This window comes from Streptomyces sp. NPDC018263, from assembly GCF_055562575.1.
Window position 1 is genome coordinate 534,374 of sequence record NZ_JBVHFA010000003.1, and the last position, 24,717, is coordinate 559,090.

At 72.7% G+C, this 24,717-nt stretch carries 18 protein-coding genes and 2 tRNA genes; 13 read left to right on the forward strand and 7 right to left on the reverse strand.

Annotated features, from left to right (window positions below; translation table 11 throughout):
- Positions 1 to 14 precede the first annotated feature (14 nt).
- Positions 15 to 1,667 (forward strand): long-chain fatty acid--CoA ligase, encoded by a 1,653-nt coding sequence (locus ACZ3HQ_RS11560; RefSeq protein WP_467509696.1) that lies wholly within the window; start codon positions 15 to 17, stop codon positions 1,665 to 1,667.
- Between the two features lie 66 nt (positions 1,668 to 1,733).
- Here ACZ3HQ_RS11560 and ACZ3HQ_RS11565 read toward each other — a convergent pair whose 3' ends face one another.
- Positions 1,734 to 6,206 (reverse strand): hybrid sensor histidine kinase/response regulator, encoded by a 4,473-nt coding sequence (locus ACZ3HQ_RS11565; RefSeq protein ID WP_467509698.1) that lies wholly within the window; start codon positions 6,204 to 6,206, stop codon positions 1,734 to 1,736.
- A 277-nt stretch (positions 6,207 to 6,483) separates the two neighbouring features.
- Positions 6,484 to 7,251: an SSI family serine proteinase inhibitor gene (locus ACZ3HQ_RS11570; protein ID WP_467509700.1), complete on the reverse strand. Its 768-nt coding sequence runs from the start codon at positions 7,249 to 7,251 to the stop codon at positions 6,484 to 6,486.
- A 198-nt stretch (positions 7,252 to 7,449) separates the two neighbouring features.
- On the opposite strand from ACZ3HQ_RS11570, the gene ACZ3HQ_RS11575 reads away from it, so the two are divergent.
- From ACZ3HQ_RS11575 to ACZ3HQ_RS11585, 3 genes are all read left to right on the forward strand, one after another.
- Positions 7,450 to 7,540 (forward strand) — tRNA-Ser (locus tag ACZ3HQ_RS11575).
- A 213-nt stretch (positions 7,541 to 7,753) separates the two neighbouring features.
- Positions 7,754 to 7,826, forward strand: a tRNA-Arg gene (locus ACZ3HQ_RS11580).
- 260 nt (positions 7,827 to 8,086) lie between these two features.
- Positions 8,087 to 9,007, forward strand: a complete 921-nt coding sequence (locus ACZ3HQ_RS11585; protein ID WP_467509702.1) for a hypothetical protein — start codon at positions 8,087 to 8,089, stop codon at positions 9,005 to 9,007.
- Positions 9,008 to 9,137: 130 nt separating this feature from the next.
- Here the strand turns inward: ACZ3HQ_RS11585 and ACZ3HQ_RS11590 are convergent, their stop codons facing one another.
- Complete coding sequence (locus ACZ3HQ_RS11590) at positions 9,138 to 9,404, reverse strand: hypothetical protein (protein WP_467509704.1); 267 nt, start codon at positions 9,402 to 9,404, stop codon at positions 9,138 to 9,140.
- A 137-nt stretch (positions 9,405 to 9,541) separates the two neighbouring features.
- Complete coding sequence (locus ACZ3HQ_RS11595; protein WP_467509706.1) at positions 9,542 to 10,012, reverse strand: MarR family transcriptional regulator; 471 nt, start codon at positions 10,010 to 10,012, stop codon at positions 9,542 to 9,544.
- 77 nt (positions 10,013 to 10,089) lie between these two features.
- Here ACZ3HQ_RS11595 and ACZ3HQ_RS11600 point away from each other — a divergent pair, with 77 nt between their 5' ends.
- From ACZ3HQ_RS11600 to ACZ3HQ_RS11640, 9 genes are all read left to right on the forward strand, one after another.
- Positions 10,090 to 10,440, forward strand: coding sequence for an HGxxPAAW family protein (locus ACZ3HQ_RS11600; RefSeq protein ID WP_467509708.1), 351 nt, complete (start codon positions 10,090 to 10,092; stop codon positions 10,438 to 10,440).
- Positions 10,441 to 10,506: 66 nt separating this feature from the next.
- The gene (locus ACZ3HQ_RS11605) at positions 10,507 to 11,484 is read left to right on the forward strand and encodes a BRO-N domain-containing protein (RefSeq protein WP_467509710.1); all 978 of its coding nucleotides are present in this window, start codon (positions 10,507 to 10,509) and stop codon (positions 11,482 to 11,484) included.
- A gap of 118 nt (positions 11,485 to 11,602) precedes the next feature.
- Positions 11,603 to 12,478 carry a DUF2797 domain-containing protein gene (locus tag ACZ3HQ_RS11610; protein WP_467509712.1) on the forward strand — a complete coding sequence of 292 codons (876 nt, stop codon included), beginning with the start codon at positions 11,603 to 11,605 and terminating at the stop codon, positions 12,476 to 12,478.
- A 73-nt stretch (positions 12,479 to 12,551) separates the two neighbouring features.
- Complete coding sequence (locus ACZ3HQ_RS11615; RefSeq protein ID WP_467509714.1) at positions 12,552 to 13,292, forward strand: response regulator transcription factor; 741 nt, start codon at positions 12,552 to 12,554, stop codon at positions 13,290 to 13,292.
- Positions 13,289 to 14,884 carry a sensor histidine kinase gene (locus ACZ3HQ_RS11620; protein WP_467509716.1) on the forward strand — a complete coding sequence of 532 codons (1,596 nt, stop codon included), beginning with the start codon at positions 13,289 to 13,291 and terminating at the stop codon, positions 14,882 to 14,884. Before ACZ3HQ_RS11615 ends, ACZ3HQ_RS11620 begins: the two co-directional genes overlap by 4 nt.
- A 14-nt stretch (positions 14,885 to 14,898) precedes the next feature.
- Positions 14,899 to 16,212, forward strand: a complete 1,314-nt coding sequence (locus ACZ3HQ_RS11625) for a bifunctional glycosyltransferase family 2/GtrA family protein (protein ID WP_467509718.1) — start codon at positions 14,899 to 14,901, stop codon at positions 16,210 to 16,212.
- On the forward strand, positions 16,209 to 18,413 hold the full coding sequence (locus tag ACZ3HQ_RS11630) for an ArnT family glycosyltransferase (RefSeq protein ID WP_467509720.1): 2,205 nt from the start codon (positions 16,209 to 16,211) through the stop codon (positions 18,411 to 18,413). Before ACZ3HQ_RS11625 ends, ACZ3HQ_RS11630 begins: the two co-directional genes overlap by 4 nt.
- A gap of 64 nt (positions 18,414 to 18,477) precedes the next feature.
- Positions 18,478 to 19,917 carry an MFS transporter gene (locus ACZ3HQ_RS11635; RefSeq protein WP_467509722.1) on the forward strand — a complete coding sequence of 480 codons (1,440 nt, stop codon included), beginning with the start codon at positions 18,478 to 18,480 and terminating at the stop codon, positions 19,915 to 19,917.
- A 69-nt stretch (positions 19,918 to 19,986) separates the two neighbouring features.
- The gene (locus ACZ3HQ_RS11640) at positions 19,987 to 20,763 is read left to right on the forward strand and encodes a TetR/AcrR family transcriptional regulator (protein WP_467509724.1); all 777 of its coding nucleotides are present in this window, start codon (positions 19,987 to 19,989) and stop codon (positions 20,761 to 20,763) included.
- A gap of 40 nt (positions 20,764 to 20,803) precedes the next feature.
- Here the strand turns inward: ACZ3HQ_RS11640 and ACZ3HQ_RS11645 are convergent, their stop codons facing one another.
- From ACZ3HQ_RS11645 to ACZ3HQ_RS11655, 3 genes are all read right to left on the reverse strand, one after another.
- Entirely contained in the window at positions 20,804 to 21,274 is a 471-nt protein-coding gene (locus tag ACZ3HQ_RS11645; protein ID WP_467509726.1) for a PPOX class F420-dependent oxidoreductase, read from the reverse strand.
- 25 nt (positions 21,275 to 21,299) lie between these two features.
- Entirely contained in the window at positions 21,300 to 22,121 is an 822-nt protein-coding gene (locus tag ACZ3HQ_RS11650; RefSeq protein WP_467509728.1) for a YceI family protein, read from the reverse strand.
- 93 nt (positions 22,122 to 22,214) lie between these two features.
- Entirely contained in the window at positions 22,215 to 24,668 is a 2,454-nt protein-coding gene (locus tag ACZ3HQ_RS11655; RefSeq protein ID WP_467510011.1) for an MFS transporter, read from the reverse strand.
- Positions 24,669 to 24,717 lie beyond the last annotated feature (49 nt).

Here is a 24,717-nt window from a genome sequence, read left to right on the forward strand (position 1 = left end):
GGAGGACGCCCGCCGTGCTGAGCACCATGCAGGACGTACCGCTGCTGATCTCGAGGATTCTGACCCACGGCTCGACCGTGCACGGGTCGTCGCGGATCACCACCTGGACCGGCGAGGCCGAGCCGCACCGGCGCACCTTCGCCGAGATCGGCACCCGCTCCGCCCGGCTCGCGCACGCCCTGACCGGCCTCGGGGTACGGGACGACGACCGCGTCGCCACCCTCATGTGGAACAACGCCGAGCACGTGGAGGCGTACTTCGCCATCCCGTCCATGGGCGCCGTGCTGCACACGCTCAACCTGCGGCTGCCCGCCGAGCAGCTCGCCTGGATCGTCAACCACGCCGCCGACCGCGTGATCATCGTCAACGGCTCGCTGATCCCGCTCCTCGCGCCCCTGCTGCCCCAGCTCCCCACCGTCGAGCACATCGTGGTGTCCGGCCCCGGCGACCGCGCCCCGCTCGCGGCCGGCACCGCCCAGCTCCACGAGTACGAGGAGCTGCTCGCCGGCCAACCGGAGACGTACGACTGGCCCGAGCTGGACGAACGCCGGGCCGCCGCCATGTGCTACACCTCCGGCACCACCGGCGACCCCAAGGGCGTGGTGTACAGCCACCGTTCGGTCTACCTGCACTCCATGCAGGTCAACATGACCCAGTCGATGGGCCTGACCGACCAGGACACCTCGCTGGTGGTCGTCCCGCAGTTCCACGTCAACGCCTGGGGCCTGCCGGACGCCGCGTTCATGACCGGCGTCAACCTGCTGATGCCGGACCGGTTCCTCCAGCCCGCGCCGCTGGCCGAGATGATCGCCGCCGAGCGCCCGACGCACGCGGCCGCCGTCCCCACCATCTGGCAGGGCCTGCTCGCCGAACTCGGCGCCAACCCGCGCGACGTCTCCTCCCTCACCCAGGTCACCATCGGCGGCGCGGCCTGTCCGCCCTCCCTGATGGAGGCGTTCGACGCGCTCGGCATGCGGGTCTGTCACGCCTGGGGCATGACGGAGACCTCCCCCCTCGGCACGGTCGCCCGGCCGCCCGCCCACGCGATCGGCACCGACGAGGAGTTCGCCTACCGGCTCACCCAGGGCCGCTTCCCCACCTCCGTCGAGGCCCGCCTCACCGGCCCCGGCGGCGAACGCCTGCCCTGGGACGGCGAGTCGGCGGGCGAGCTGGAGGTGCGCGGCCCCTGGATCGCGGGCGCCTACTACAACGGCCCCGACGCCGAACCCCTGCGCCCCGACGACAAGTTCAGCGCGGACGGCTGGCTGAAGACCGGCGACGTCGGCACCATCTCCCCCGACGGCTTCCTCACCCTGACCGACCGCGCCAAGGACGTCATCAAGTCCGGCGGCGAGTGGATCTCCTCGGTCGCGCTGGAGAACGCCCTGATGGCCCACCCGGACGTCGTGGAGGCCGCCGTGGTCGCCGTGCCGGACGACAAGTGGGACGAGCGCCCGCTGGCCACCGTCGTACTGAAGGAGGGCGCGGAGGCCGGCTTCGAGGCGCTGCGCCTCTTCCTCGCCGAGGAGTGCGGGATCGCCCGCTGGCAGCTCCCCGAGCGCTGGACGATCGTCGAGACGGTCCCGAAGACCAGCGTCGGCAAGTTCGACAAGAAGGTGCTGCGCAGGCGGTACGCGGACGGCGAGCTGGACGTCACGCGGCTCTGAGTCCCCCGAGACGACGAAGGGGCCGAGGGTACGAACACCCCCGGCCCCTCTGTCAGTTGATGCCGCTCAGTTGGTGCCGATCCTGGCCAGCAGATCCACGATCCGCCCCTGCACCTCGTCGCTGGTGGACCGCTCCGCGAGGAACAGCACCGTCTCGCCCGACGCCAGCTTCGGCAGGTCCGCCTGCTCGACCGCCGCCGTGTAGACGACCAGCGGGGTCCGGTCGAGTTGCCCGTTGGCGCGCAGCCAGTCCACGATCCCGGCCTGGCGCTGCTTGGTCTGCATCAGGTCCATCACCACGAGGTTCGGCCGGAACTGCCCGGCCAGCGTCACCGCGTCGGCGTCGCTCGCGGCCCGCGCCACCTGCATCCCGCGCCGCTCCAGCGTCGCGGTGAGCGCCAGCGCGATCTCCGCGTGCTCCTCGATCAGCAGCACCCGCGGCGGATGCTGCTCGCTGTCGCGCGGCGCCAGCGCCTTCAGCAGCACGGCCGGGTCGGCGCCGTACGCCGCCTCGCGGCTCGCCTGGCCGAGGCCGGCCGTCACCAGCACCGGCACCTCGGCGGCCACCGCCGCCTGACGCAGCGACTGCAGCGCGGTCCGGGTGATCGGGCCGGTCAGCGGGTCCACGAACAGCGCGGCGGGGAACGCCGCGATCTGCGCGTCGACCTCCTCGCGGGAGTGCACGACCACCGGCCGGTAGCCGCGCGTGCTCAGCGCCTCCGCGGTCGTCACGTCCGGCGCGGGCCACACCAGCAGCCGACGCGGGTTGTCCAGCGGCTCCGGGGGCAGCTCGTCGTCCATCGGCTGCGGACGCGGGGTGTCCGCGACCTCCACGGCACCGCCGGGACCGTCCAGCGGCTCGGGCCCCTCGGCGGCGTTCGCGTCCGGCGCCCCTATGGCGTACGACCGTCCGACGCCCTCGGTACCCGGCGCCCGGCGCGGCTGCGCGGGCGTCAGCGTGGCCTCGGGGTGCGGACGGGCGCCCGCCTCGGGCTGCGCCTCCGGACGCGGCGGCGGGGTGCCCAGCTTGCGGCGCCGCCCGCCGCCGTTGGTCGCGTGCGGAGGCGGGGTCGCGGTCGGCTGCTGCACCTGCGCGGCCTGCCGCACGAACGGCACGCCCTGGCCCAGCGTGCGCACGCTGATCGCCCGGCCCTGGGTGGCGTCGGGCGCCTCGGCGGGAAGAGGCTGCGCGGCCCGCGCCTGCGGCGTGAACTGCGGCGGCAGCGCGGCACCGGGCAGACCCGCGCCCGCCGTGTCGTCGTCCTCGTCGTCGGGCCACGGCTGCGGAACGGGCGCCGAAGCGGCGGGCGCGGGCGCGGCCTCCGCGGGCAGCGGCTGCGCGGGTACGGCCGCCTCGGGGGCGGTCGCCTGCGCCGGTACCGGCACGGGCTGCGCGGGGGGCGCCGCCTGAGCCGGGATCGCCGCCTCCTGCTGCGCCGGCTGCGCCACGGCCCGGCGGCGCCTGCCGGTGGGCGCGGTGGTCGGATGCGGCTGCGGCGGCGTGTGGTCCTCGGACTGGTCCACGGGCACGGCGTCGTGCCGCCCACCGCCGGAGGGCTCACCCTCGGCGGGGGGCTGCGGCGGTACGGGGGCGGACTGGGCCGGGGCCGCCGGTACGGGGGGCTGGGCTGCGGCGGGGGCCGTGCCCGGAGCGGCGGGGCTCTGTACCGGAGCGGGACCCTGTGCCGGGACGGGCCCAACACCCGGCGCGGCGCCGGGCATCGGTGCGGGGCCTTGGGTCGGGACGGGCCCAACACCCGCAGCGGCGCCGGGCATCGGAGCGGGACCCTGTGCCGGGACCGGACCCGCACCCGCAGCGGCGCCGGGCATCGATGCGGGACCCTGTGCCGGGACGGGCCCAACACCCGGCGCGGCACCCGGCATCGGAGCGGGACCCTGTGCCGGGACCGGACCCGCACCCGCAGCGGCACCCGGCATCGGAGCCGGACCCTGTGCCGGAACGGGACCCGCGCCCGGAGCAGCACCCTGCACCGGAACCGGACCTGCCCCCACACCCTGACCAAGCCCCTGCACCGGAACCGGACCTGCCCCCGAAACCGGCCCCACACCCTGACCAAGCCCCTGCACCGGACCAACCCCCGGCCCGGCGTTCACCGTCATCCCGGGAGCAACCCCGACCCCCGCGGCCGTACCCGCCCCGGGAACCGGAGCTCCCGACAGCGGACCCACCCGCACACCCGGCGCGGCGGCCTCCGGCTCCGGCGTCCGGTCCGCCTCGGCAGGCGGCAGGGCGAAGACCGTACGCGCACCCGCGTCCTGCGCCGCCGCACGCTCGGCCGCGGCGGCCAGCGCACGCCGACGACGGCCGGTCGGCTGGGCATCCTCCGACGCGCCCTCCGCGCTCGGCGCGGGAAGGGCGGGCGGCAGCGCCGCCTGCTCACCGGCGCCCTGCGGAGCCCGCTGCCCGGCGGGCACCGGTACACCCTGCGGCGGCACGGCGCCACCAAGTCCCGTGTTGGAGGCGGCTGTTCCGGCGGCGTGCTCGGCCGCCGTCATCACGGCGCCCTCGGCCGCCACCCCGTCGCCGACCTCGGCGGGACGACCCCGCCGCCGGCCGGTGCCGCTGGAAGCCGTCTCTGCGCTCTCGATCGCGGCCGGGGCCAGTTCCTCGGCCGCCGGGGCACCGCGCCTGCGGCGCCGCCCGGTGGGCGCGGGAGCCCCCGGTCCCTCCGCTGCCTCGACCTCGCTCTCCAGGAACGCGTCGGTCGACGACCGCCGTGCCCGCCGCCGGCCGCCCTGCTCGCCCGCGTCACCCACGAGGGCGACCTCGGCACCAGAGGACACGGCGGCGCGCGGGTCCGGGACGCGCGCGGCGACCGTACCGGCGCCACCGCCGAGCGGGACTTCGAGGACGTAGGCACGCCCACTCATGCCCGGCACTTCATGTGTCTGGAGCACACCTCCGTGCGCCCGGACGATGCCCCGCACGATCGGCTCGTGCACCGGGTCGCCCCCGGCGTACGGCCCGCGCACCTCGATCCGCGCGACCTCGCCGCGCTGGGCGGCCGCGACCACCACGGTGTTGTCCAGGTAACCGGCCGAGGAGACGGGGGCGTTGCCGGTGGCGTCCACGCCCGCGACGTCCGCCACCAGGTGGGCCAGCGCGGTGGCGAGCCGCTGCGGGTCGACCTCGGCCTCGATGGGCGGGGCGTGCACGGCGAACTGCACGCGTCCCGGCCCGATCAGCTCCACGGCACCGTCGACACCGGCCGCGACGACCGCGTCCAGCATCACCTTGGTGCGGGCGATGTCCTCGGTGCCGGAGTCCAGGCGCTGGAAGCCGAGGACGTTGTCGATGAGGGCGGTGATGCGGGCGTACCCGGCCGAGAGGTGGTGCAGCACCTGGTTGGCCTCGGGCCAGAGTTGGCCCGCGTCGTCGGCGGCGAGGGCGGCCAGTTCACGGCGCAGCTCGTCCAGCGGGCCGCGCAGGGAGGAGGCGAGGAGGGTGAGGAGCTGCTCGTGGCGGGCGGCGAGGGCGTCGTAACGGTCCTTCTCGCGCTCGCCGAGGGCCGCGTACCGCTCCTCGCCCGCGGCCAGTTCCTCCTGGAGCTTCTCGCGCAGCTCGGTCAGTTCGGCGGCGCCGCGCTCGGTCAGTTCCTCGACCTCGGTGGCATGCTTCTGGCGCAGCGCGGTGAGGTCGGCGGCGTGCTCCTCGGCGAGCCGCTCCAGCTCCTCGGCGTGCGCCTTCTCCAGCGCCTCCTTCTCGTCGGCGAGGGACTGGTACGGGCGCCGGTCGGTGAAGGTCATCACGGCGCCGACGAGCTGGTCGCCGTCGCGCACCGGGGCGGTGGTCAGGTCGACGGAGACCTCGTCCCCGCTCTTGGACCACAGCACCTGCCCGCGCACCCGGTGCTTGCGCCCGGAGCGCAGGGTGTCGGCGAGCGGCGACTCGTCGTACGGGAAGGGGGAGCCGTCGGCGCGGGAGTGCAGTACGAGAGTGTGCAGTTCGCGGCCGCCCAGCTCACCGGCGCGGTAGCCGAGGATCTGCGCGGCGGCGGGGTTGACCAGCACGATCCGGCCGTCGGTGTCCGTGCCGACGACGCCCTCGGAGGCGGCGCGCAGGATCATCTCCGTCTGCCGCTGCGAACGGGCGAGTTCGGCCTCGGTGTCGACGGTGCCGGAGAGGTCCCGTACGACGAGCATCAGCAGCTCGTCGCCGGTGTACGCCGAACCGTCGTACGCCTGCTGGGGGTTCTCCAGGTTGGCGCTGGTGACCTCGACCGGGAACTCGGTGCCGTCGGTGCGCCGGGCGACCATCCGCGTCGGCTTGGTGCGGCCGGCCGGGTCCATGTGGTCGGGGCGGCGCATCGAGCCGGGGATCAGCTTCGAGTCGAACTGCGGCAGCAGATCGAGCAGGCCCCGCCCCACGAGTGCCGTACCGGGTGCCTCGAACGCCTCCAGGGCGATGGTGTTGGCGTTGACGACCGTGCCGTTGGCGTTGACCAGGAGCAACGCGTCGGGCAGGGCGTCGAGTATGGCTGCGAGGCGAGCAGCGCCTCGGGATGGCCTGCTGCTCACGAGACGCTTCCTCCCTGTCACCGCACCTTGCCGACCGCTCGGGCCATCTTGCCAAGCGGCCCGCGGGGTGTCACGCGAGGGAGTCTAAGGGCTCCGCCCGCGCGCACGCCGCCGGATGGGAGGGAGGTACCACGACGAAGTGACGCCGAACATATGCCCGCATCCCACCACGGGTCGCCTTTCCCCGCCCACGACTTGCCGCTGACGTGCGCCGCGGCCCGCGTCCTCCCGCGCGCCACCACTCCCTGAGACCTTCGCGGGACCTTTACGGGGATTTCTACGACCCGGCACCCGGCAGGAACGGCACCAGCCGGTCCCACCGCGCGATCTCGCACCCGTTCCTCCGGCTGAACTCCGCGTCCACCGGACGGCCGGCCCAGTACCCGGTGACGTGCGCGGTCGCGGGCCCGCCGTCGATCATCGTGCAGACGCTGTCCGGGGGGACGGGGGCGAAGGTGTCCCGCCCCCACTGAGTGCTCTCGTCGAGCACCCGGCAGGCGGCGCCGGGGTCGGGGTGATCACCGCCTCCGGGATGACAGAAGAGCTCCCGCACCCCGTCCCGGCCGGGCCCGGCGCCGCGGACGACAAGGGTGAGGTGGTCGGGGGTGCGGTCGTCGGGGAGCGGGGGTGGGGGGATGGCGGGGGTGGCGGTGCGGGCGGCGAGGGTTGGGATGGCGAGGGTGGCGGTGCGGGGGGCGAGGACTGGGATGGCGGGGGTCGCGCGGCCGGGAGCGGGCGGGACGGCATGAGCCGGGCTGGCGAGGGCGGCATGGGCGAGGGGGCTGGCAGTGGGCGTGCGGTCGAGGGTGACGGGGGCCGGGGCGGCGGGGTTCGCGCGGCCGGAGGCGGCCGGGACGGTGTGCGCCTCGTGCGCGAGGGGGCCGCCAGGGGGCGTGTGGGTGAGGGTGACGGGGGCCAAGGCGCCGGCGGTCGCGCGGGCTGGGGCGGCTGGGACCGCATGGGCCGGGCCGGGGGCGAGGCCGCAGAGGAGCGAGACGGCGGAGACGGCGAGGGACGCGATGCCGCGCCGCGGGAGAGCACTCATACCCACCCAACGCGCACCCTCGCCGGACGTTGCGCCCACCTGCGGTACCGCCCGTGGGAGCGGCTCGCGCCTCGCCGGGAGAAGCCCTTTGCCCTGCGGCCCTGGTGCCTAGTACCGTGGGGACCGATTGGTGACACCGCGCTTGCCTGTGTCATCATCTGCACGCACCATTCGCGCGCTCGCGGGAGTGGTTGTGCTGGAGGCGTCGCCTAGTCCGGTCTATGGCGCCGCACTGCTAATGCGGTTTGGGTCTTAAAGCCCATCGAGGGTTCAAATCCCTCCGCCTCCGCCCTGATCCGAAGCCCCGGTCCACCTGGACCGGGGCTTCGGCGTTGCCGGGACCCGTACGGGGTTGCTCGTTCGATCTAGGTTTCGACGTTTCCGCAGGTCAGGCAGGGTGCGGGGAACGGATTTCACATGACGGCGGCAGTCATGTAATGTTCTTCCTGTCGCCGGGACGGGCCGAAAGGCCAGGGAAACGGAGACAAAAACAAAAGAACAAGCACTCGTAGCTTAACGGATAGAGCATCTGACTACGGATCAGAAGGTTGCAGGTTCGAATCCTGCCGAGTGCACAGTAAAGAGGCCCCGGAGAAATCCGGGGCTTCTTGCGTTTTCCGTGGCGTCAGCAGCGAAGTACGGCAACTCGGTGTCCGCAGCGGGACGACGTCCCCCAGTTGTCAGTGGCGGCTGTTAGGTTCCCGTTCGCGCTGCCGAGGAGATCACTCGCCGCCCCCCTCAGCCCGATTTGATCGGTACCTGACATCGGCAGCCGTGTGCGTGATGCAGCCCGGTCCATCAGGACCGGGACCGCTCCTTGTGAAGGGGAAGCTTGATGAGAAGCAGTGTGCTGGGCCTCGGCCTGGCCCGTACGGTGGCTGTCCTCACGGCGGCCTTGGCCCTGGCGGTGACGGCGGCACCGCTGACGGGCACGGCGGAGGCCCACGAGGCGGTGACGGGATCGCTCAGCTTCGGCGGGGAGCCGGGCGAGTACATCTCCGGCGGCCAGTCGTACAGCTACACCCCCGAGACGACCGAGATGTTCGACATCTCGGGCCCGGTCTCCGAGTCCGCCGTGGGCGCCACTGTCGTCACGCCCGAGGGCGAGCGCTGGTACCTGCACATGGAAGCGCCCTACGGCCAGAAGCTGGCTTCCGGCACCACCTACACCAACGCCTCGAGCTGGCCCAACGCCCAGCCGGAGGACCCCAAACTGGAGCTGAGTTCGACCGACCGGTACTGCGACACCGGCACCGGCTCCTTCACCATCTCCCACATCGCCTACGGCCCCTACGGCTACATCAGCGAGGTCGACGCCACCTTCGAGCGGTACTGCAGCGGCTCCACGCTGCCCGTGCGCGGCGAGCTGCACGCCCGTATGGCCGAGCCGCCGGCGGAGCTGGCCATCGGCATGAGCCTGAACACCACGGGCACGGTCGACACCCACACCGGCGAGATCACTGTCGGCGGCGCGGTGACCTGCAACAGGCCGGCCCGCATCACCCTCACCGCCAGCGCTTACCAGACGCAGAAGACTGAAACCGCGTCCGGCTCGTACGAGGACCTGGTCGTCGTCTGCGAGCCCGGGGGCCCGGTCCAGTGGACTGTCTCCTTCCCCAGCAACATCGACCCCACCGCCTCCTTCAAGCCCGGCGCCGCCGTGCTCCGGGGCGTCGGCAGGGCGGACGACCCCGACTACCCGGTGACCGTCGACACCGGCTTCCCGAGCACCGACATCACTCTCGTCAAGCCCTGACGCCTGCGCGGGCCCGGCTGCGCATGACAGCCGGGCCCGCCTGGGGCGGTCGGACGGAACCCCGGGCCCGCCCCGAGGACGGGGTCACACCGCAAAGCACCGCGCTCGCCTTCCTCGACGCGTGACTTCGTCACTGACCCGCTTGTTCCCGCCCGCGAGTTCGGGTTCTCCACCACAACATCGCCTCCGCACCGAAGCCGGCCACCACGAGCAGGCATCCCAGCCAGAAGAGGGACGCGACGCGCCGCTCCACAGCGCCAAACAGCATCACGGCGATGCCGAGGACAGGAAGAAAGGTCGATCCGGCCCTCAACCACTGGCGCTTACGGGCCTGGACAACCGCAGAGCCCAGCCCGAGAACGAAGATCAGCGCCGTCACTGCCATGGCTGTCCGCATGAGAGCACTCTGCCGTGTCGTCCTGCCACGTCACACCTGTTCTCCTCAAGTGGGAGCGATGCTCGGAGGCCCGGGGCCGGGGCGGGGTTCCTGTGACGGAGGGCTTGTGCAGCGGCGGGTCGAGCCTCTCCGGTGCGTCAGGGCGACAGTTCCGCTCTCGACTCGTGGGCCAGGGCCGTCGCTCGGGTGAACCAATCGGTGATGACTGCCAGTTCGGCCGGGGTGTAGTCCGCGAACAGGGTCATCAGGCGGGTGTAGTGGGGGCCGTAGGCCGCCTCCACGCGGGAGACCGCCTCCGGGACCGCCGCGACACGGACACGGCGGCGGTCCGTGGGGTCCGGGCGGCGGGTCACGAAGCCGGCGCGTTCCAGGCGGTTCAGGATGCCCGTGACCGCGCCCGTCGTGACCTGGATGCGGGAGGCGAGGTCACCGGCGGTCAGGAGGTCGGGGCCTGCCTGGAGGACGTAGCCGAAGCAGGTGAGGTCGGTGACGGTCAGGCCCAGGCGCCGGGCCATTTCCTGCTGGCCGATCAGGTGCGCGGCGATGAGGTCGTCCATCGCGGTCAGCGCCTGCGCGGGGGTCGCGGGCGGGCGGGGCGTGCCGTCCATCTTCCTTGATTCCTTAGTTCGTGAGATATTCGATGTATAAATCTCTTAGGACGTGAGAGACCTGGAGGAGGTCAGCCATGAGTCTGTACGACGAGGGTCACACGATCGCCGGGTGGACCGGGTGTGCCGTCGCCACCGTCGGCAGTGGTGTCGTGGGTGCGGGAGTGTGTACGGGGTCCGTTCCGGCTCTCGTGGGCGGCGGGGTGCTCGTGGCGGTGAGTGTGCTGGTCACCTGGGTGCTTCATCTCGCCGGCTGGGGGAAGCCTCCGGGCGTCCGGCCGCGGGAGGAGTGGCGGCTGGGGGTGCGGGACACCCAGGCCCGTGACGGGCACGCCGGGTGCGTGGGCTGTGCGCTGGCGGGCCGCCGCCCCGCTTCCGCGCCCGTGGTCGCCCGTGCCGAATCGATACCTCTGCCTTCTATCGAGTGAACGTGCCCTGCACCGGACGTAGTTGCTGATCAGCCTCCCTAGCTTCCGGGGTGGAGGTGATGCTCGATGTACGAGCACAACGACACGACCCGGCTGCCCGAGCGCGGCGCCATCGACGTTGACGACTTCGTGTTCGCGGCCACTGGAGCCCGTGTGCGGAGGCTGACCACTCCGGACGGCGAGCACTGGTTCCCGGCCGTCGACGTGGCGACGAGGCTCGGGTACGTGAATACGCGACAGGCTCTGCTGCACCATGTCTCGCCGAGTGGCCACCAGACTCTCGAAGACCTGGTGCGAAGCGTCTATGGAAGAACTACTTCGCGCAAAATCGCAGGTCACGGGCTCAAGAAGTCGATGCGGATGGTGAATCTCCGGTCCCTGATCATCCTGGTGAACGGATGCACCAAGCCCGAGAGCGCCCCGTTCAAAGCCTGGGTTGCCGAGGTGATCGCCACCATCCAGCAGAGCGGCACCTACAGCCTCGCCCCCGCCCCCCTCCAGACCACCGAGGGCACCTCCTACGTCATGCCCCCGCAGGTAGCCGACGCCATCGTCCGCCTTGAGGAGCGCAACCTCCGAGCTGACGAAGCCCTCGCCGCCGCCCAGGCCGAGCACCTCGCGGAACTCCGCCGTGCGAACGAGGAGCGCAGCCGGGTCAGCGAACAGCTCGGCACCCTCACCCACCGAGTAACCGGCGTCCAGGACGTCCTCACCCGCATCGCCGACGCCCTCGACCAGATCGTCGACCGCATGCGCCCCACCCCACCCCCCGAGCCGCAGCAAGCAACACTGACCCCCCAACACCTCCTCGCCACCTGGCGAGACCGCAACCTCGTCGTCACCGATGACGTGCACGCCGTAGCCGCTCACCTCGCCCCCGCCCTGGTGCACGGCCCCGTCGCCTGCCGCCTGGAGGACGTCGCCGCGCGCACCGGCCTCACGCTCGCCCGCGTGCACGACTGCGTACGCATGCTGATCAAGCGGGGCTGCGTACGGCAGACCGGCAGCGCGGCGGACGGCGTCCCCGTCTACGCACTCCCGTAGTCAAAGAAACAGAGCCCGAAGTCGCACTCAGAGGATGCGGCTTCGGGCTCTTCACGTACCGTACCCGCCCCAGCCGCCGGACGGGCGATGTCGGCGGCATCTCCTACCCTCACGAGTGATGGCAGCACAGATGTGGACGTGTACGGGACTGCGCTGGTCCCCTGAAGGGCCCGGGCTGGTCTGGTCCGGTGGCCGGCGCAGCGCGCTGACGTGGGGAAAGCGGATCGCGTTCGGGGTACGGGAGGACAGCGGACGGCACTGCGTCGGCGCGCGGGGCCACGCGTGCCCCACCCGCACCCCCGTACCGGCGCGCAGCACCGGCGCCCGCTGTGAGGGCTGCGCCCGCCTGGACCGCGCGCACTCCGTGGCCGCCGACACGATCGCCGACGACCCCCGCCCGTACCGCGTCTACCTCGCCTGGTTCGGCCCCGGACTGCTCAAGGTCGGCATCACCGCCGAAGAGCGCGGGTCGGCACGGCTGCTGGAGCAGGGTGCCGTCTGTTTCACCTGGCTCGGCACCGGCCCACTGATGGCCGCCCGCCGCACCGAGGAGCTGCTGCGGGCCGCGCTCGGCGTCGCGGACCGCATTCCGTACGCCCAGAAGCGCACCGTACGCGCCACCCTCCCGGCCGGAGCGGAGGAGCGGGCGGCGGAGGTGCGGGAGTTGCACGCACGGGCCCTCTCCCTCGGGAACTGGCCGGAGTCCGTCACCAGCGAACCGTGCCAAGTCACGGACCACCTGGCCGACTTCAACCTCCAGCACGCCGGCCCCGCCACCGGCGCCGTGACCGAGCTGGTCGCCGGAGGACACGTGGCCGGGGAACTCGTCGCCGCCGCAGGCCCCGACCTGCACCTGGACACCGGGGCATCGAGAGGCGTACTCGTGCTCGACACCCGTCTGCTCCCCGGCTGGGAGCTGACTCCGGCTCGGCCGAGCAGCGAAATCACCCTGCCTGTAAAGGACTTCGCCGCCCGTCAAGACGGCCTCTTCTGACCCCCGCCCCTTTCTCAGCGAAATCACAGACTCCCGAAAGGGCTCTCTCAGAGCGGGCGGACAAGGTCCCACCATGACCACGACCTCGCCCCAGGGGCGCACCGAACTGCTGAGGCCGGACGGCAGCCCCGTCCGCGTGCTGGTGGTGGACGACGAGCTGTCGATCACCGAACTGCTGAGCATGGCGCTGCGCTACGAGGGCTGGCGGATAAGGAGCGCGGGGGACGGTCAGGGCGCGCTGCGCGCGGCGCGCGAGTTCCGGCCCGACGCGGTGGTCCTGGACATGATGCTGCCGGACATGGACGGCCTGACCGTGCTGAGCCGGCTGCGCCGTGAACTCCCGGACGTACCGGTGCTGTTCCTCACGGCCAAGGACGCGGTGGAGGACCGTATCGCCGGGCTCACCGCGGGCGGGGACGACTACGTCACCAAGCCGTTCAGCCTGGAGGAGGTCGTGGCCCGGCTGCGCGGGCTGATCCGGCGCTCCGGCGCCACCGACCGGCGCCCGGACTCCGTGCTGGTGGTGGGCGATCTCAGCCTGGACGAGGACAGCCACGAGGTCTGGCGGGGCGGGGAGTCCATCCACCTGACCGCCACCGAGTTCGAGCTGCTCCGCTTCCTGATGCGCAACCCGCGCCGGGTGCTGAGCAAGGCGCAGATACTGGACCGGGTCTGGTCGTACGACTTCGGCGGGCAGGCGAACGTCGTGGAGCTGTACATCTCCTATCTGCGCCGGAAGATCGACGCGGGCCGCGAGCCGATGATCCACACCCGGCGGGGGGCGGGTTACCTGATCAAGCCCGCCGTGTCGTGAGGCTCGCTCGCCGCGCGGGCACCCCACGCACCCTCCGGACGCGGCTGGTCGTCGCGTCCGTCGTGCTGATCGCCGTGGTCTGCGCGGTGATCGGTACGGTGACCACGCTCGCCCTGCACGAGCACCTGTACCAGCAACTCGACGGCAAAGTGCGGGAGATGGCCGAGCGGGCGGTCGGCCGCCCGCGCCCGAACCTGGGCGCTCCGGACCCGGCCGCCGCCGCGCTCGCCTCGGCGGTGGCCACCGAGAGCCCCGCCGAACGGGTCACCAACCTGCTCACCCGGGGGCCCACCCAGAAGCAGACCGTCGCCGCCTACGTGCGCGACGGCGCGATCGTCTCCGGGGCCGTGTCCGACGAGCAGAAGGACGGCAGCGGTGTCTTCCGGCGGATGCGCGCCGCCCAGCTCAGCAAGGCCCAGACCGACGCCCTCGCCACCGTCCCCCGGGACGACAGCGCCCACACGGTCCACCTCCCCGGCCTCGGCGACTACCTCGTCCGGTACGCGGAGAGCCACGACAGCGCCGACCGGTACTACGTCGCCCTGCCCACCGCCGACATGGACGGCGTCGTCGACACCCTGATCCTGGTCGAGGTCTGTGTCACCGTCGCCGGTCTCCTCGCGGCCTCGCTGGCCGGCACGGTCATCGTCGGTGTCGCCACCCGCCCCCTGCGCCGGGTCGCCCGCACCGCCACCCGCGTCTCCGAACTCCCCCTGCACTCCGGCGAGGTGAACCTCCACGAGCGCGTCCCGGAGTCCGAGTGCGACCCGCACACCGAGGTCGGCCGGGTCGGCGCCGCGCTCAACCGGATGCTCGACCACGTCAACGGCGCCCTGCACGCCCGCCAGGAGAGCGAGACGCGGGTCCGGCGCTTCGTCGCCGACGCCAGCCACGAGCTGCGCACCCCGCTCGCCTCGATACGCGGCTACGCCGAGCTGACCCGGCGCGGCCGGGAGCGGGTCGGCCCGGACACCCGGCACGCGCTGGCCCGGATCGAGTCCGAGGCGGGCCGGATGACCCTGCTGGTGGAGGACCTCCTGCTGCTGGCCCGGCTGGACGCGGGCCGCCCGCTCCAGTTCGACCGCACCGACCTGGTGCCGCTGGTCGTGGACACGGTCAGCGACGCCCGCGCGGCCGGGCTCGACCACACCTGGCGGCTCGACCTGCCCGACGAACCGGCGCCGGTGACCGCCGACGCGGCCCGGCTCCAGCAGATTCTGGTCAACCTGCTGGGCAACGCCCGCAGCCACACCCCGCCGGGCACCACGGTGACCGCGCGGGTGCGCCGGCAGGGCGACCGGATGTGCGTCCAGGTCGAGGACGACGGGCCGGGCATCCCGGCCGCGCTGCTGCCGCACGTCTTCGAACGGTTCGCGCGCGGCGACTCCGCCCGCACCCGCGCCACCGGCTCCACCGGGCTCGGCCTCGCCATCGTGCGGGCCGTCGTCACCGCGCACGGCGGCTCCGTGGACGTGTCGAGCGCGCCCGGCCGGACCGTGTTCACCGTACGGCTGCCCGCGGCCGGACCCGAGCCGGTGCCGCCCTCACAGCCGGGCCATAGCGTCACCACACGGGCGCGACAGGGGAGTTGAGAAGAGTCGGTCCCATGCGAACCGACTCTTCTCCCGGCGCCCTCCCGGCACGGGAGCACCTCCCCGCCACGGCCGCCGGCACCCCGGTGCTGGACGTGGTCATCCCCGTCCACAACGAGGAGAAGGACCTGCGCCGGTGCGTGCTCAGACTGCGGGAGCACCTGGCGCGCACCTTCCCCTACGCCTTCCGGGTCACCATCGCGGACAACGCCTCCACCGACGGCACCCCGCTCATCGCCGCCGAACTCGCCGCCCGCTACCCGGAGGTGACCAGCTTCCGGCTGGAGCGCAAGGGCCGGGGGCGTGCCCTCGGCACGGTGTGGTCCGCCTCCGACGCGCCGGTCCTCGCGTACATGGACGTCGACCTCTCCACCGACCTCAACGCCCTGCTGCCGCTGGTCGCCCCGCTGATCTCCGGCCACTCCGACCTGGCGATCGGCTCCCGGCTCAGCCGGACCTCGCGGGTGGTGCGCGGGCCGAAGCGGGAGTTCATCAGCCGGGCCTACAACCTGATCCTGCGCGGCTCGCTCCAGGCGCGGTTCTCCGACGCCCAGTGCGGCTTCAAGGCGATCCGGCGCGAGGTGGCCCAGGTGCTGCTGCCGCTGGTGGAGGACACCGGCTGGTTCTTCGACACCGAGATGCTGGTACTGGCCGAGCGGGCGGGGCTGCGTATCCACGAGGTGCCGGTCGACTGGGTCGACGACCCTGACTCCACCGTGCACATCGTGCGCACCGCGACCGACGACCTGAAGGGCGTATGGCGGGTGGGGCGGGCCCTGACCACCGGTTCGCTGCCGCTGGACCGGCTGGCGCGGCCGTTCGGCGACGACCCCCGCGACCGCGAGATCACCGACGTGCCGAAGGGCCTGGCCCGCCAGCTCGTCGGGTTCTGCGTGGTCGGCGGCCTCTCCACCCTGTTCTACCTGCTGCTCTACAGCGGTTTCCGGCAGTTCGGCGGCTCGCAGGCGGCCAACGCGCTCGCCCTGCTGCTCTCCGCGCTCGCCAACACGGCCGCCAACCGCCGCCTCACCTTCGGGGTACGCGGCCGGGGCGGTGCCGTACGGCATCAGGCGCAGGGCCTGGTCGTCTTCGCCATCGGCCTCGCCCTGACCAGTGGCTCCCTGGCCGCCCTGAACGCGGCCACCACCAGCCCCGCGCACACCACCGAGATCGCGGTCCTGGTCGTCGCCAACCTCGCCGCGACCGTCCTGCGCTTCCTCCTCTTCCGCGCCTGGGTCTTCCCCGACCGCCGCGACCCGGCGCCGGTACCCGGCCCCGCTCCCGCACACGCCGAACTCACCACCATCTCTACGGGGGACCCCCGATGACCACCCAGTACGACCAGCCCCCGCAGGTTGCCGAGATGCCATCGGCGCCACGAGCCTCCCTCGCACAGCGTGCGTGGCGTGGCCGCCCCGAGGACCCGAGCTGGGCCCGCCCCGCCTTCTGGGCGCTGCTCGCCGCGACCTTCGTGCTCTACCTCTACGACCTGAGCGCCTCCGGCTTCGCCAACTCCTTCTACTCGGCGGCCGTCCAGGCGGGCAGCACCTCATGGAAAGCCTTCTTCTTCGGCTCGCTGGACGGCGGCAACGCCATCACCGTCGACAAGCCCTCGGCGTTCCTGTGGCCCATGGAGCTGTCGGTCCGGATCTTCGGCCTGAACTCCTGGGCGGTCCTGGTCCCCCAGGTCCTCATGGGCGTCGGCGCGGTGGCGGTCGTCTACGCGGCCGTACGGCGCCGGTTCAGCGCGGTGGCCGGACTGGTCGCGGGTGCGGTGCTGGCGCTGACCCCGGTCGCGGCGATGATGTTCCGGTTCAACAACCCGGACGCGATGCTGGCCCTGCTGATGGCGCTGGCCTGCTACTTCACCGTCCGCTCGATCGAGGACGGCCGGACCCGCTGGCTGGTCTGGGCGGGCGTCGCCATCGGCTTCGCCTTCCTCGCCAAGACCCTCCAGGCGTTCCTGATCCTGCCTCCGCTGGCGATCGTCCACGCGGTCTGCGCGCCGGTGCGGCTGGGCAGGCGGCTGCTCCAGCTCGCTCTGGCCACGCTCGCGCTGGTGGTGTCCGGCGGCTGGTGGGTCGCGGTGGTCGAGCTGTGGCCGGCCTCCTCCCGCCCGTACATCGGCGGCTCGCAGCACAACAGCTTTCTGGAGCTGACCTTCGGCTACAACGGGCTCGGCCGGATCAACGGCGACGAGACCGGCAGCGTCGGCGGCGGAGGCGGCGGCATGGGCGGCGGCGGTGGCCGCTGGGGCTCGACCGGCTGGGACCGGATGTTCGGCGCCGAGGTCGGCGGCCAGGTCTCCTGGCTGCTCCCGGCCGCGCTGATCCTGCTGATCGCGGGCCTGTGGGCCACCCGCAGGCTGGGCCGCACCTCGGTCACCCGCGCGTCGTTCCTGGTCTGGGGCGGCTCGCTGCTGATCACCATGGCGGTGTTCAGCTTCATGGCCGGCATCTTCCACCAGTACTACACGATCGCCCTCGCGCCGTACCTCGCCGCCGTGGTCGGCATGGGCGCCGGGCTGCTGTGGGAGCGCCGGAAGGAGACCTGGGCCGGCTGGGCGCTCGCGGCCGCGTCGGTGGCCTCCGGCGCCTGGGGGTACGTGCTGCTCAACCGCACCTCCGACTATCTGCCCTGGCTGAAGTGGCTGGTGCTCGTCGGCGGCCTGCTGGCCGCGCTCGGCCTGCTGTTCCTCGGCCGCGCGCCCCGGAACCTGACGCTCGGCGCGGCCGCCCTGGGCCTGATCGCGGCGCTCGCCGGGCCGACGGCGTACACGCTGAGCACGGTGAATTCCGCTCACACCGGGTCGATTCCGACGGCCGGTCCGGCGGGGGCCGGCATGATGGGGTTCGGCGGGGGAGGGCCGGGGGGCCGGGGCATGCGCGGGGGCTTCCCGGGCGGGATGCCGGGTCAGCAGGGCCAGGGCCAGGGCCGGCCGAACCAGCAGGGGCAGACCCCGCCCGACGGCGGCACCGGCCAGAACGGCGGCCAGGGCTTCCCCGGCGGCGGCTTCCCAGGCCAGGGCGGCCAGAACGGACAGAACGGCCAGCCCGGCCAGAACTTCCCCGGCAACACCCGCACCGGCGAATCCGGCCGCATGGGCGCCCCCGGCGGCGCGGGCGGCCTCCTCAACGGCGCCACCGTCTCCGCCAAGGCCAGGAAGCTCCTCCTGGCCGACGCCGGCTCCTACACCTGGGTCGCCGCCTCCACCGGCTCCCAGAACGCGGCCAGCTACCAACTCGCCACCAACAAAGCGGTGATGGCGATCGGCGGCTTCAACGGCACCGACCCCTCCCCGACCCTCGCCCAGTTCAAGCAGTACGTCGCCGACGGCAAGATCCACTACTACATCGCGGGCGGCGGCATGGGCGGCGGCATGGGCATGGGCCGCACCGGCGAAGGACGCGGCATGGGCGGCGCCAGCGGCACCGCCTCCGCCATCAGCACCTGGGTCGAGGCCAACTTCGAGAAGGTGACGGCCGGTTCGGCCACCTTCTACGACCTCACCCGGAAGAAGGCGAGCTGACCGAAAACACCCCCGGCCGATAATGCCGTACACCGTATAGGGAAACCGCTATACGGTGTACGGCATGTCCGCTCCCGACGTCTCGGCACCACCGCTCCCGAAGGCCCCCCAGGGCCACCCCCGCCGCTGGCTGATCCTCGGCGTGATCTGCCTCGCCCAGCTCACCGTGCTGCTCGACAACACCGTGCTGAACGTGGCGATCCCCTCGCTCACCCACCGGCTGCACGCGGCCACCTCCGACATCCAGTGGATGATCAACGCGTACTCCCTGGTCCAGTCCGGCCTGCTGCTCACCGCGGGCAGCGCCGCCGACCGGTACGGCCGCAAGAAGATGCTGATCGCGGGCCTCGCCGTGTTCGGCCTGGGCTCGCTGGCCGCCGGACTCTCCACCACCACAGGTCAGTTGATCGCCGCCCGCGCCGGGATGGGCATCGGCGGCGCCCTGCTGCTGACCACCACGCTCGCGGTCGCCATGCAGATCTTCGCGCCCGAGGAGCAGCCGAAGGCGATCGGCATCTGGGCCGCGGTGAACTCGCTCGGCTTCGCGGCCGGCCCGCTGATCGGCGGCTTCGTGCTCGACCACTTCTGGTGGGGCGCCATCTTCCTGATCAACCTCCCCGTGGCCGCCCTGGGCCTGGTCGCCGTGGTGGTCCTCGTCCCGGAGTCCAAGGCCACGCGTGCCGTCGGCGCCTCTGGGCTGCCCGCCCGCCCCGACCTGCTGGGCGCGCTGCTCTCCACGATCGGCATGACCGCCCTGGTGTTCGCGGTCATCTCCGGCCCGCACCACGGCTGGACCTCGGCCCGCGTGCTGGGCTCGGCGGCGGTCGCGGTGGCCGTGCTGGCGGTGTTCGCGTACTGGGAGAGCCGGGTCGAGGAGCCGATGCTCGACCTCGCGTTCTTCCGGGACCGCAGGTTCACCGGCGCGGTCGCGGGTGCGGTGCTCATCACCTTCGGCATGGGCGGCGCCCTGTTCCTGCTCACCCAGCACCTCCAACTGGTCCTCGGCTACGGCCCCCTGGAGGCGGGCGCGCGTACCGCACCGCTGGCGCTCACCGTCGTCCTGCTCAACTTCAGCGGGCTCTCCGCCAAGTGGGCGGCCAGGCTGGGCACCCCGGTGGCGATCGCCCTGGGCATGGCGCTGATGGCGGGCGGCCTGGTCTCCATCGCCGAGCTGGCCTCCTCCGGGTACGCCGGGACGCTGCTCGGCCTGGTGCTGATCGGCGCCGGATGCGCGCTGGCCAACCCGGCCATGGCGCACGCGATCATGAGCGCCATCCCGCCGGAGAAGGCCGGGGTCGGCGCCGGGATCAACGGCACGCTGGCCGAGTTCGGCAACGGGCTCGGGGTGGCCGTGCTGGGCGCGGTGCTCAGCTCCTTCCTGGCCGACGGCCGCACCCTTTCGGCCGGACTCAGCGCCGGGCAACTGGTCGGCTCCGTCTCCGTGCTGGCCGGTGGCCTGGTCGCGGCGGCCCTGCTCAAGCGGGCCCAGCGCGATGCCGTCTGAGCCGGGGTGGTTGAGCCGCCCGGACCTGGCAAGGTGTGCGGTGAGCGACGGCCCACGGAGGGAAGCCCGGTGGTGAAGGAAGACGGCCCCCATGAGGACCGCCCCAAGGCCGGGCGACGCGGCAGCGTCTGGCTGACCGGCAAGGAGCGGCGCGGCCGGGGCGGCCAGCCCTCCGGCCTGGACCGGGCCCGGATCACCGCGACCTCCGTCGCCCTGCTCGACGCCGAGGGCCTGGACCGCTTCTCCATGCGCCGCCTGGCAGGCGAGCTGAACGTGACCGCGATGTCCCTGTACTGGTACGTCGACACCAAGGACGACCTGCTCGAACTCGCCCTCGACACCGCCTTCGGCGAGCTTTCGCTGCCCGACGCCGAGGACACGGAGGCCGACTGGCGCGAGCAGCTCCGCGCCCTGGCGACCGACTACCGGGCGATGATGGTCCGCCACCCCTGGCTGTCCCCGATCGCGGGCCGCTTCCTCAACATCGGCCCGAACTCCCTGGCCTTCTCCCGCGCGGTGCAGCGGGTCGTCGGCCGGGCCGGGCTGCCCGCGCACGGGGTGACGGGCGCGATCTCGGCCGTCTTCCAGTTCGTGTACGGCTACGGCACGATCGAGGGCCACTTCCACGCCCGGATCGCGGACACCGGGCTGAGCGCCGACGAATACTTCCAGCAGTCCCTCACCGTCGCCTCCGAGGTGGCCGGCACCTCCGAGGTCCTCCGGGAGTCCCGTGCCCTGATGGCCGCGCGCGGCGGCGACACGGTGCAGGAGATGCTCGACCGCGACTTCGCCTTCGCCCTGGACCTGCTGGTCGCGGGCATCGAAGCGATGGTGGCCCGCGGCTGACCCTTGCGAGGGGCCGGCCACGGGCCACCAGAGTGCTGTTCTACGAGTCGGACGCCAGCCGTGCCGGGAACCCGCCCGTCGCCACCGGCCCCCACCGCTCCGGCGTGACGCGGATGATGGACTTGCCCTGCTCGGCCATGGCCTTGCGGTACTCGTCCCAGTCCGGGTGCTCACCGGCGATGTTCCGGTAGTACTCGACCAGCGGCTCGACGGAGTCCGGGGTGTCCAGCACCTCGGCCGTGCCGTCGACCTGGACCCAGGGCCCGTTCCACTCGTCGCTCAGCACGATCAGACTGACCCGCTCGTCCCTCTTGGCGTTCCGGGTCTTGGCCCGTTCCGGGTACGTGGAGGCCACGATCCGGCCGGAGTCGTCCACCCCGCAGGTCAGCGGGGAGCCCTGCGGCGAGCCGTCCGAGCGCCGGGTCAGCAGGATGGCGCGATGGCGGGGTCGTACGAAGTCCAGCAGTTCCGGCAGGGTCACTCGGGTGTTCGTAGCGATGTCGGGTGCCATGCGCCGAGCGTAGGACCTACCGGTGTCAGAGGGCGGGCAGCGCGTCGCCCTGGACCGCCTGGATGTCCAGCTCGATCCGCAGGGTGGTGCCGATGGCGGCGATGCCGGCGGCGAGGACCTGGTTGTAGTTCATGGCGAAGTCGTCCCGGTGCAGCTCGGCCGTCGCGCGGAACGCGGCCCGCGTGCCGCCCCAGGGGTCGGCGCCGGTGCCGAGGTAGGCGAGGTCCAGGTCGACCGGGCGGACGATCCCGTGCATCGACAGCTCGCCGTGCACGGTCCAGCGGTCCGGCCCGGCCTGGGTCAGCCCGGCCGAGCGGTAGGTCAGCTCGGGGTACTTCTCCACGTCCAGGAAGTCCGCGGAGCGCAGGTGGGTGTCCCGCATCCCGTTGCCCGTGTCGATGGACGCGGCCCGGATGACCGCCTCCACGCGGGACTTGGTGATGTCGTCGGGCGCGATCTCGATGCTTCCGCCGAACTCGGTGAACCGGCCCCGCACGCTGGAGATGCCCAGGTGCTGCGCGACCGCGCCGACCGAGGAGTGCACCGGGTCGATGGTCCACGGGCCGGGCGGCGGCAGCTCGCTGCCGCCCTGCCGGGCCAGGGTGACCGAGCCGACCTCGGCCCGGCCGCTCGCGGTGACCAGCGCGCTGGAGGCGACGGGCGCGTACCCGACGGCGGTCACGATCACCGTGTACGCCCCCGGAGCCAGCGCGGTGTCGTCGCGCACCACGCCCTCGGCGTCGGCCTCGGCCCGCAGCACCTGCGTACCGGTCATGTCGGCCACCGTGACCACCGCGTGCGAGACGGCCCAGCCGTCACGGGTGCGGATTCTCGCGGTCAGTGCCATGGCGTTCTTCTCCCTGCGCGGCTGAGCGCGCGTCGATCAGGGGACCGGCCCGTGGCCCGCCCTCGAAGGCGGGCCACGGGCCGGTCGGGTGAACTACTCGCCGGGGTGGGCGAGTTCGATGTCGTGACCGTCCGTGCCGGTTCCGGCGACGGTCAGCGCGGTGGCCACCGGCGGGTAACCCGTGGCGATCACGGTGTACTCGCCGCCGTCCAGGTCGGTGAAGGCGTACGCGCCGTCCGCACCGGTGGTGGCGGTGCCGACCACGTTGCCCGCCTGGTCGACCAGGGTGACGCGGGCGTCGGCCAGCGGACCGTGCGGGGCCCGGACGACACCGCTGAGCAGCGCGCCGGTGTCCAGGTCGACCTCCACGCGGGTGACCCCGGTGGTGGCGACCTCCACGGGCAGCGCGCGCGGCCGGTAGCCGGCGGCGTTGACCGCGATCGTCACGGTGCCGGGCACCAGCTCGGTGAACCCGAACTCGCCCTGCTCGCCGGTCTGCGCGGCGGCCAGCAGATCACCGCGCACATCGGTGACGACGACCATCGCGTCCTTCACCGGCAGCGCGTTCCCGGCGGCCCGGACCACACCGGTCAGCCCGCTGGTGCCGCTGAGCAGGATGTCGTACGACAGCGGCTCCTCGCCCACCACGACGGTGGACGCCTGCGGCTGGAAGCCGTCCGCGGAGGCGATCAGCACGTACGAGCCGGTGCCGGGGGCGGCCAGCGCGTAGGAGCCGTCGCCCTGGGCGACCGCGCGGCCGAGCTGGCGGCCGGCCAGCGAGATCAGCGTGACCGCCGCTCCCGGGACCGGGGCGCTCTCGGCGCCGCGCACGAAGCCGTGCACCGGGGTGCCGCCGGCCGGAGCGGGCTCGGCGGCCATGGCGACCGCCGTGACCTGCGGGGCGGTGGCGGTGGCCGTGCCGTCGGCCGAGGGGGTGCCCTCGGTGGTGGCGAAGGCCATGGCCGGGACCTGCTGGGCCTCGGCGACCGCGGGGACGGCGGCCGGGTCCGTGACGGGGGCCTCGGACGCGGAGGACTGCGCGAGCGCGCCCTTCGTCTTCAGCGGGACCTCCTTGATGAACAGCGTGATCAGGAAGGCGACGGCGGCGAGGCCGCCCGCGATGAGGAAGACATCGGCGATGCCGTGGCCGTAGGCGCTCTCCAGCAGGTTCCGGATGGGACCCGGGAGGCTGTCCATGTCCGGGATGGTGTCGGTCGAGCCGGACTTGGCCATCGCGGCCTGGTACTTCGGGCTGAGCCCGCCGATGCCGTCCGTGACGTAGTGCGTGATCCGGTGGGCCATCACCGCGCCGAGCGCCGAGACGCCCACCGCGCCGCCCAGGGAGCGGAAGAAGGTGACCGTGGAGCTGGCCGAGCCGAGGTCGGAGGGCGCCACCTGGTTCTGCGTGGCGAGCACCAGGTTCTGCATCATCATGCCGATGCCGAGACCCAGCAGGGCCATGAAGATGGCCATCTTCCAGTAGTCCGTGTCGTACCGGATGCCGCCCAGCAGCAGCAGTCCGGCGGTCACCAGGACGCCACCGCTGACCAGCCACGCCTTCCAGCGGCCGGTACGGGTGATGAACTGGCCCGAGACGGTCGAGGAGACGAACAGACCACCGATCATCGGGATGGTCAGGACACCGGACATCGTCGGGGACTTGTCGCGGGCGAGCTGGAAGTACTGGCTGAAGAACACGGTGCCGCTGAACATGGCCACGCCGACGAACAGCGAGGCGAGCGAGGCCAGCGTGATGGTGCGGTTCTTGAACAGGCGCAGCGGGATGATCGGCTCGCTGGCCTTGGCCTCGACGAGCACGAACAGCGCGCCGAGCACGATCGAGCCGGCCACCATCGCGTAGGTCTGCCAGGACAGCCAGTCGTACTTGTCACCGGCGAAGGTGACCCAGACCAGCAGCAGCGAGACGGCCGCGGAGATCAGCGCGGCGCCACCCCAGTCGACCTTGACCTCACGCTTGACCACGGGCAGGTGCAGGGTCTTCTGGAGCACGATCAGCGCGAGGATCGCGAAGGGGACACCGACGTAGAAGCACCAGCGCCAGCCGAGCCACGAGGTGTCGGTGATGACACCGCCGAGCAGCGGGCCGCCGACGGTGGCGACGGCGAAGGTGGCGCCGAGGTAGCCGGAGTAACGGCCGCGCTCACGCGGGGAGATCATCGCCGCCATGACGATCTGCGCCAGGGCGGACAGACCGCCGACGCCGATGCCCTGGACGACACGGCAGGCGATCAGCATGCCGGGGTTCTGCGACAGACCGGCCGCCATCGAGCCGACGACGTAGATGACCAGGGCTATCTGGACGAGCGCCTTCTTGCTGTACAGGTCGGCGAGCTTGCCCCACAGGGGGGTGGCGGCCGTCATCGACAGCAGGGCCGCGGTGACGACCCAGGTGTAGGCGGACTGGCCGCCACCGAGGTCACCGATGATGTGCGGGAGGGCGTTGGAGACGATCGTGGACGACAGGATCGCCACGAACATGCCGAGCAGCAGCCCGGAGAGCGCCTCCATGATCTGCCGGTGGGTCATCGGGGCCTCGTCGGCCCCGCCCCCGTGCTTGGCGTGAGCCCGCACACCG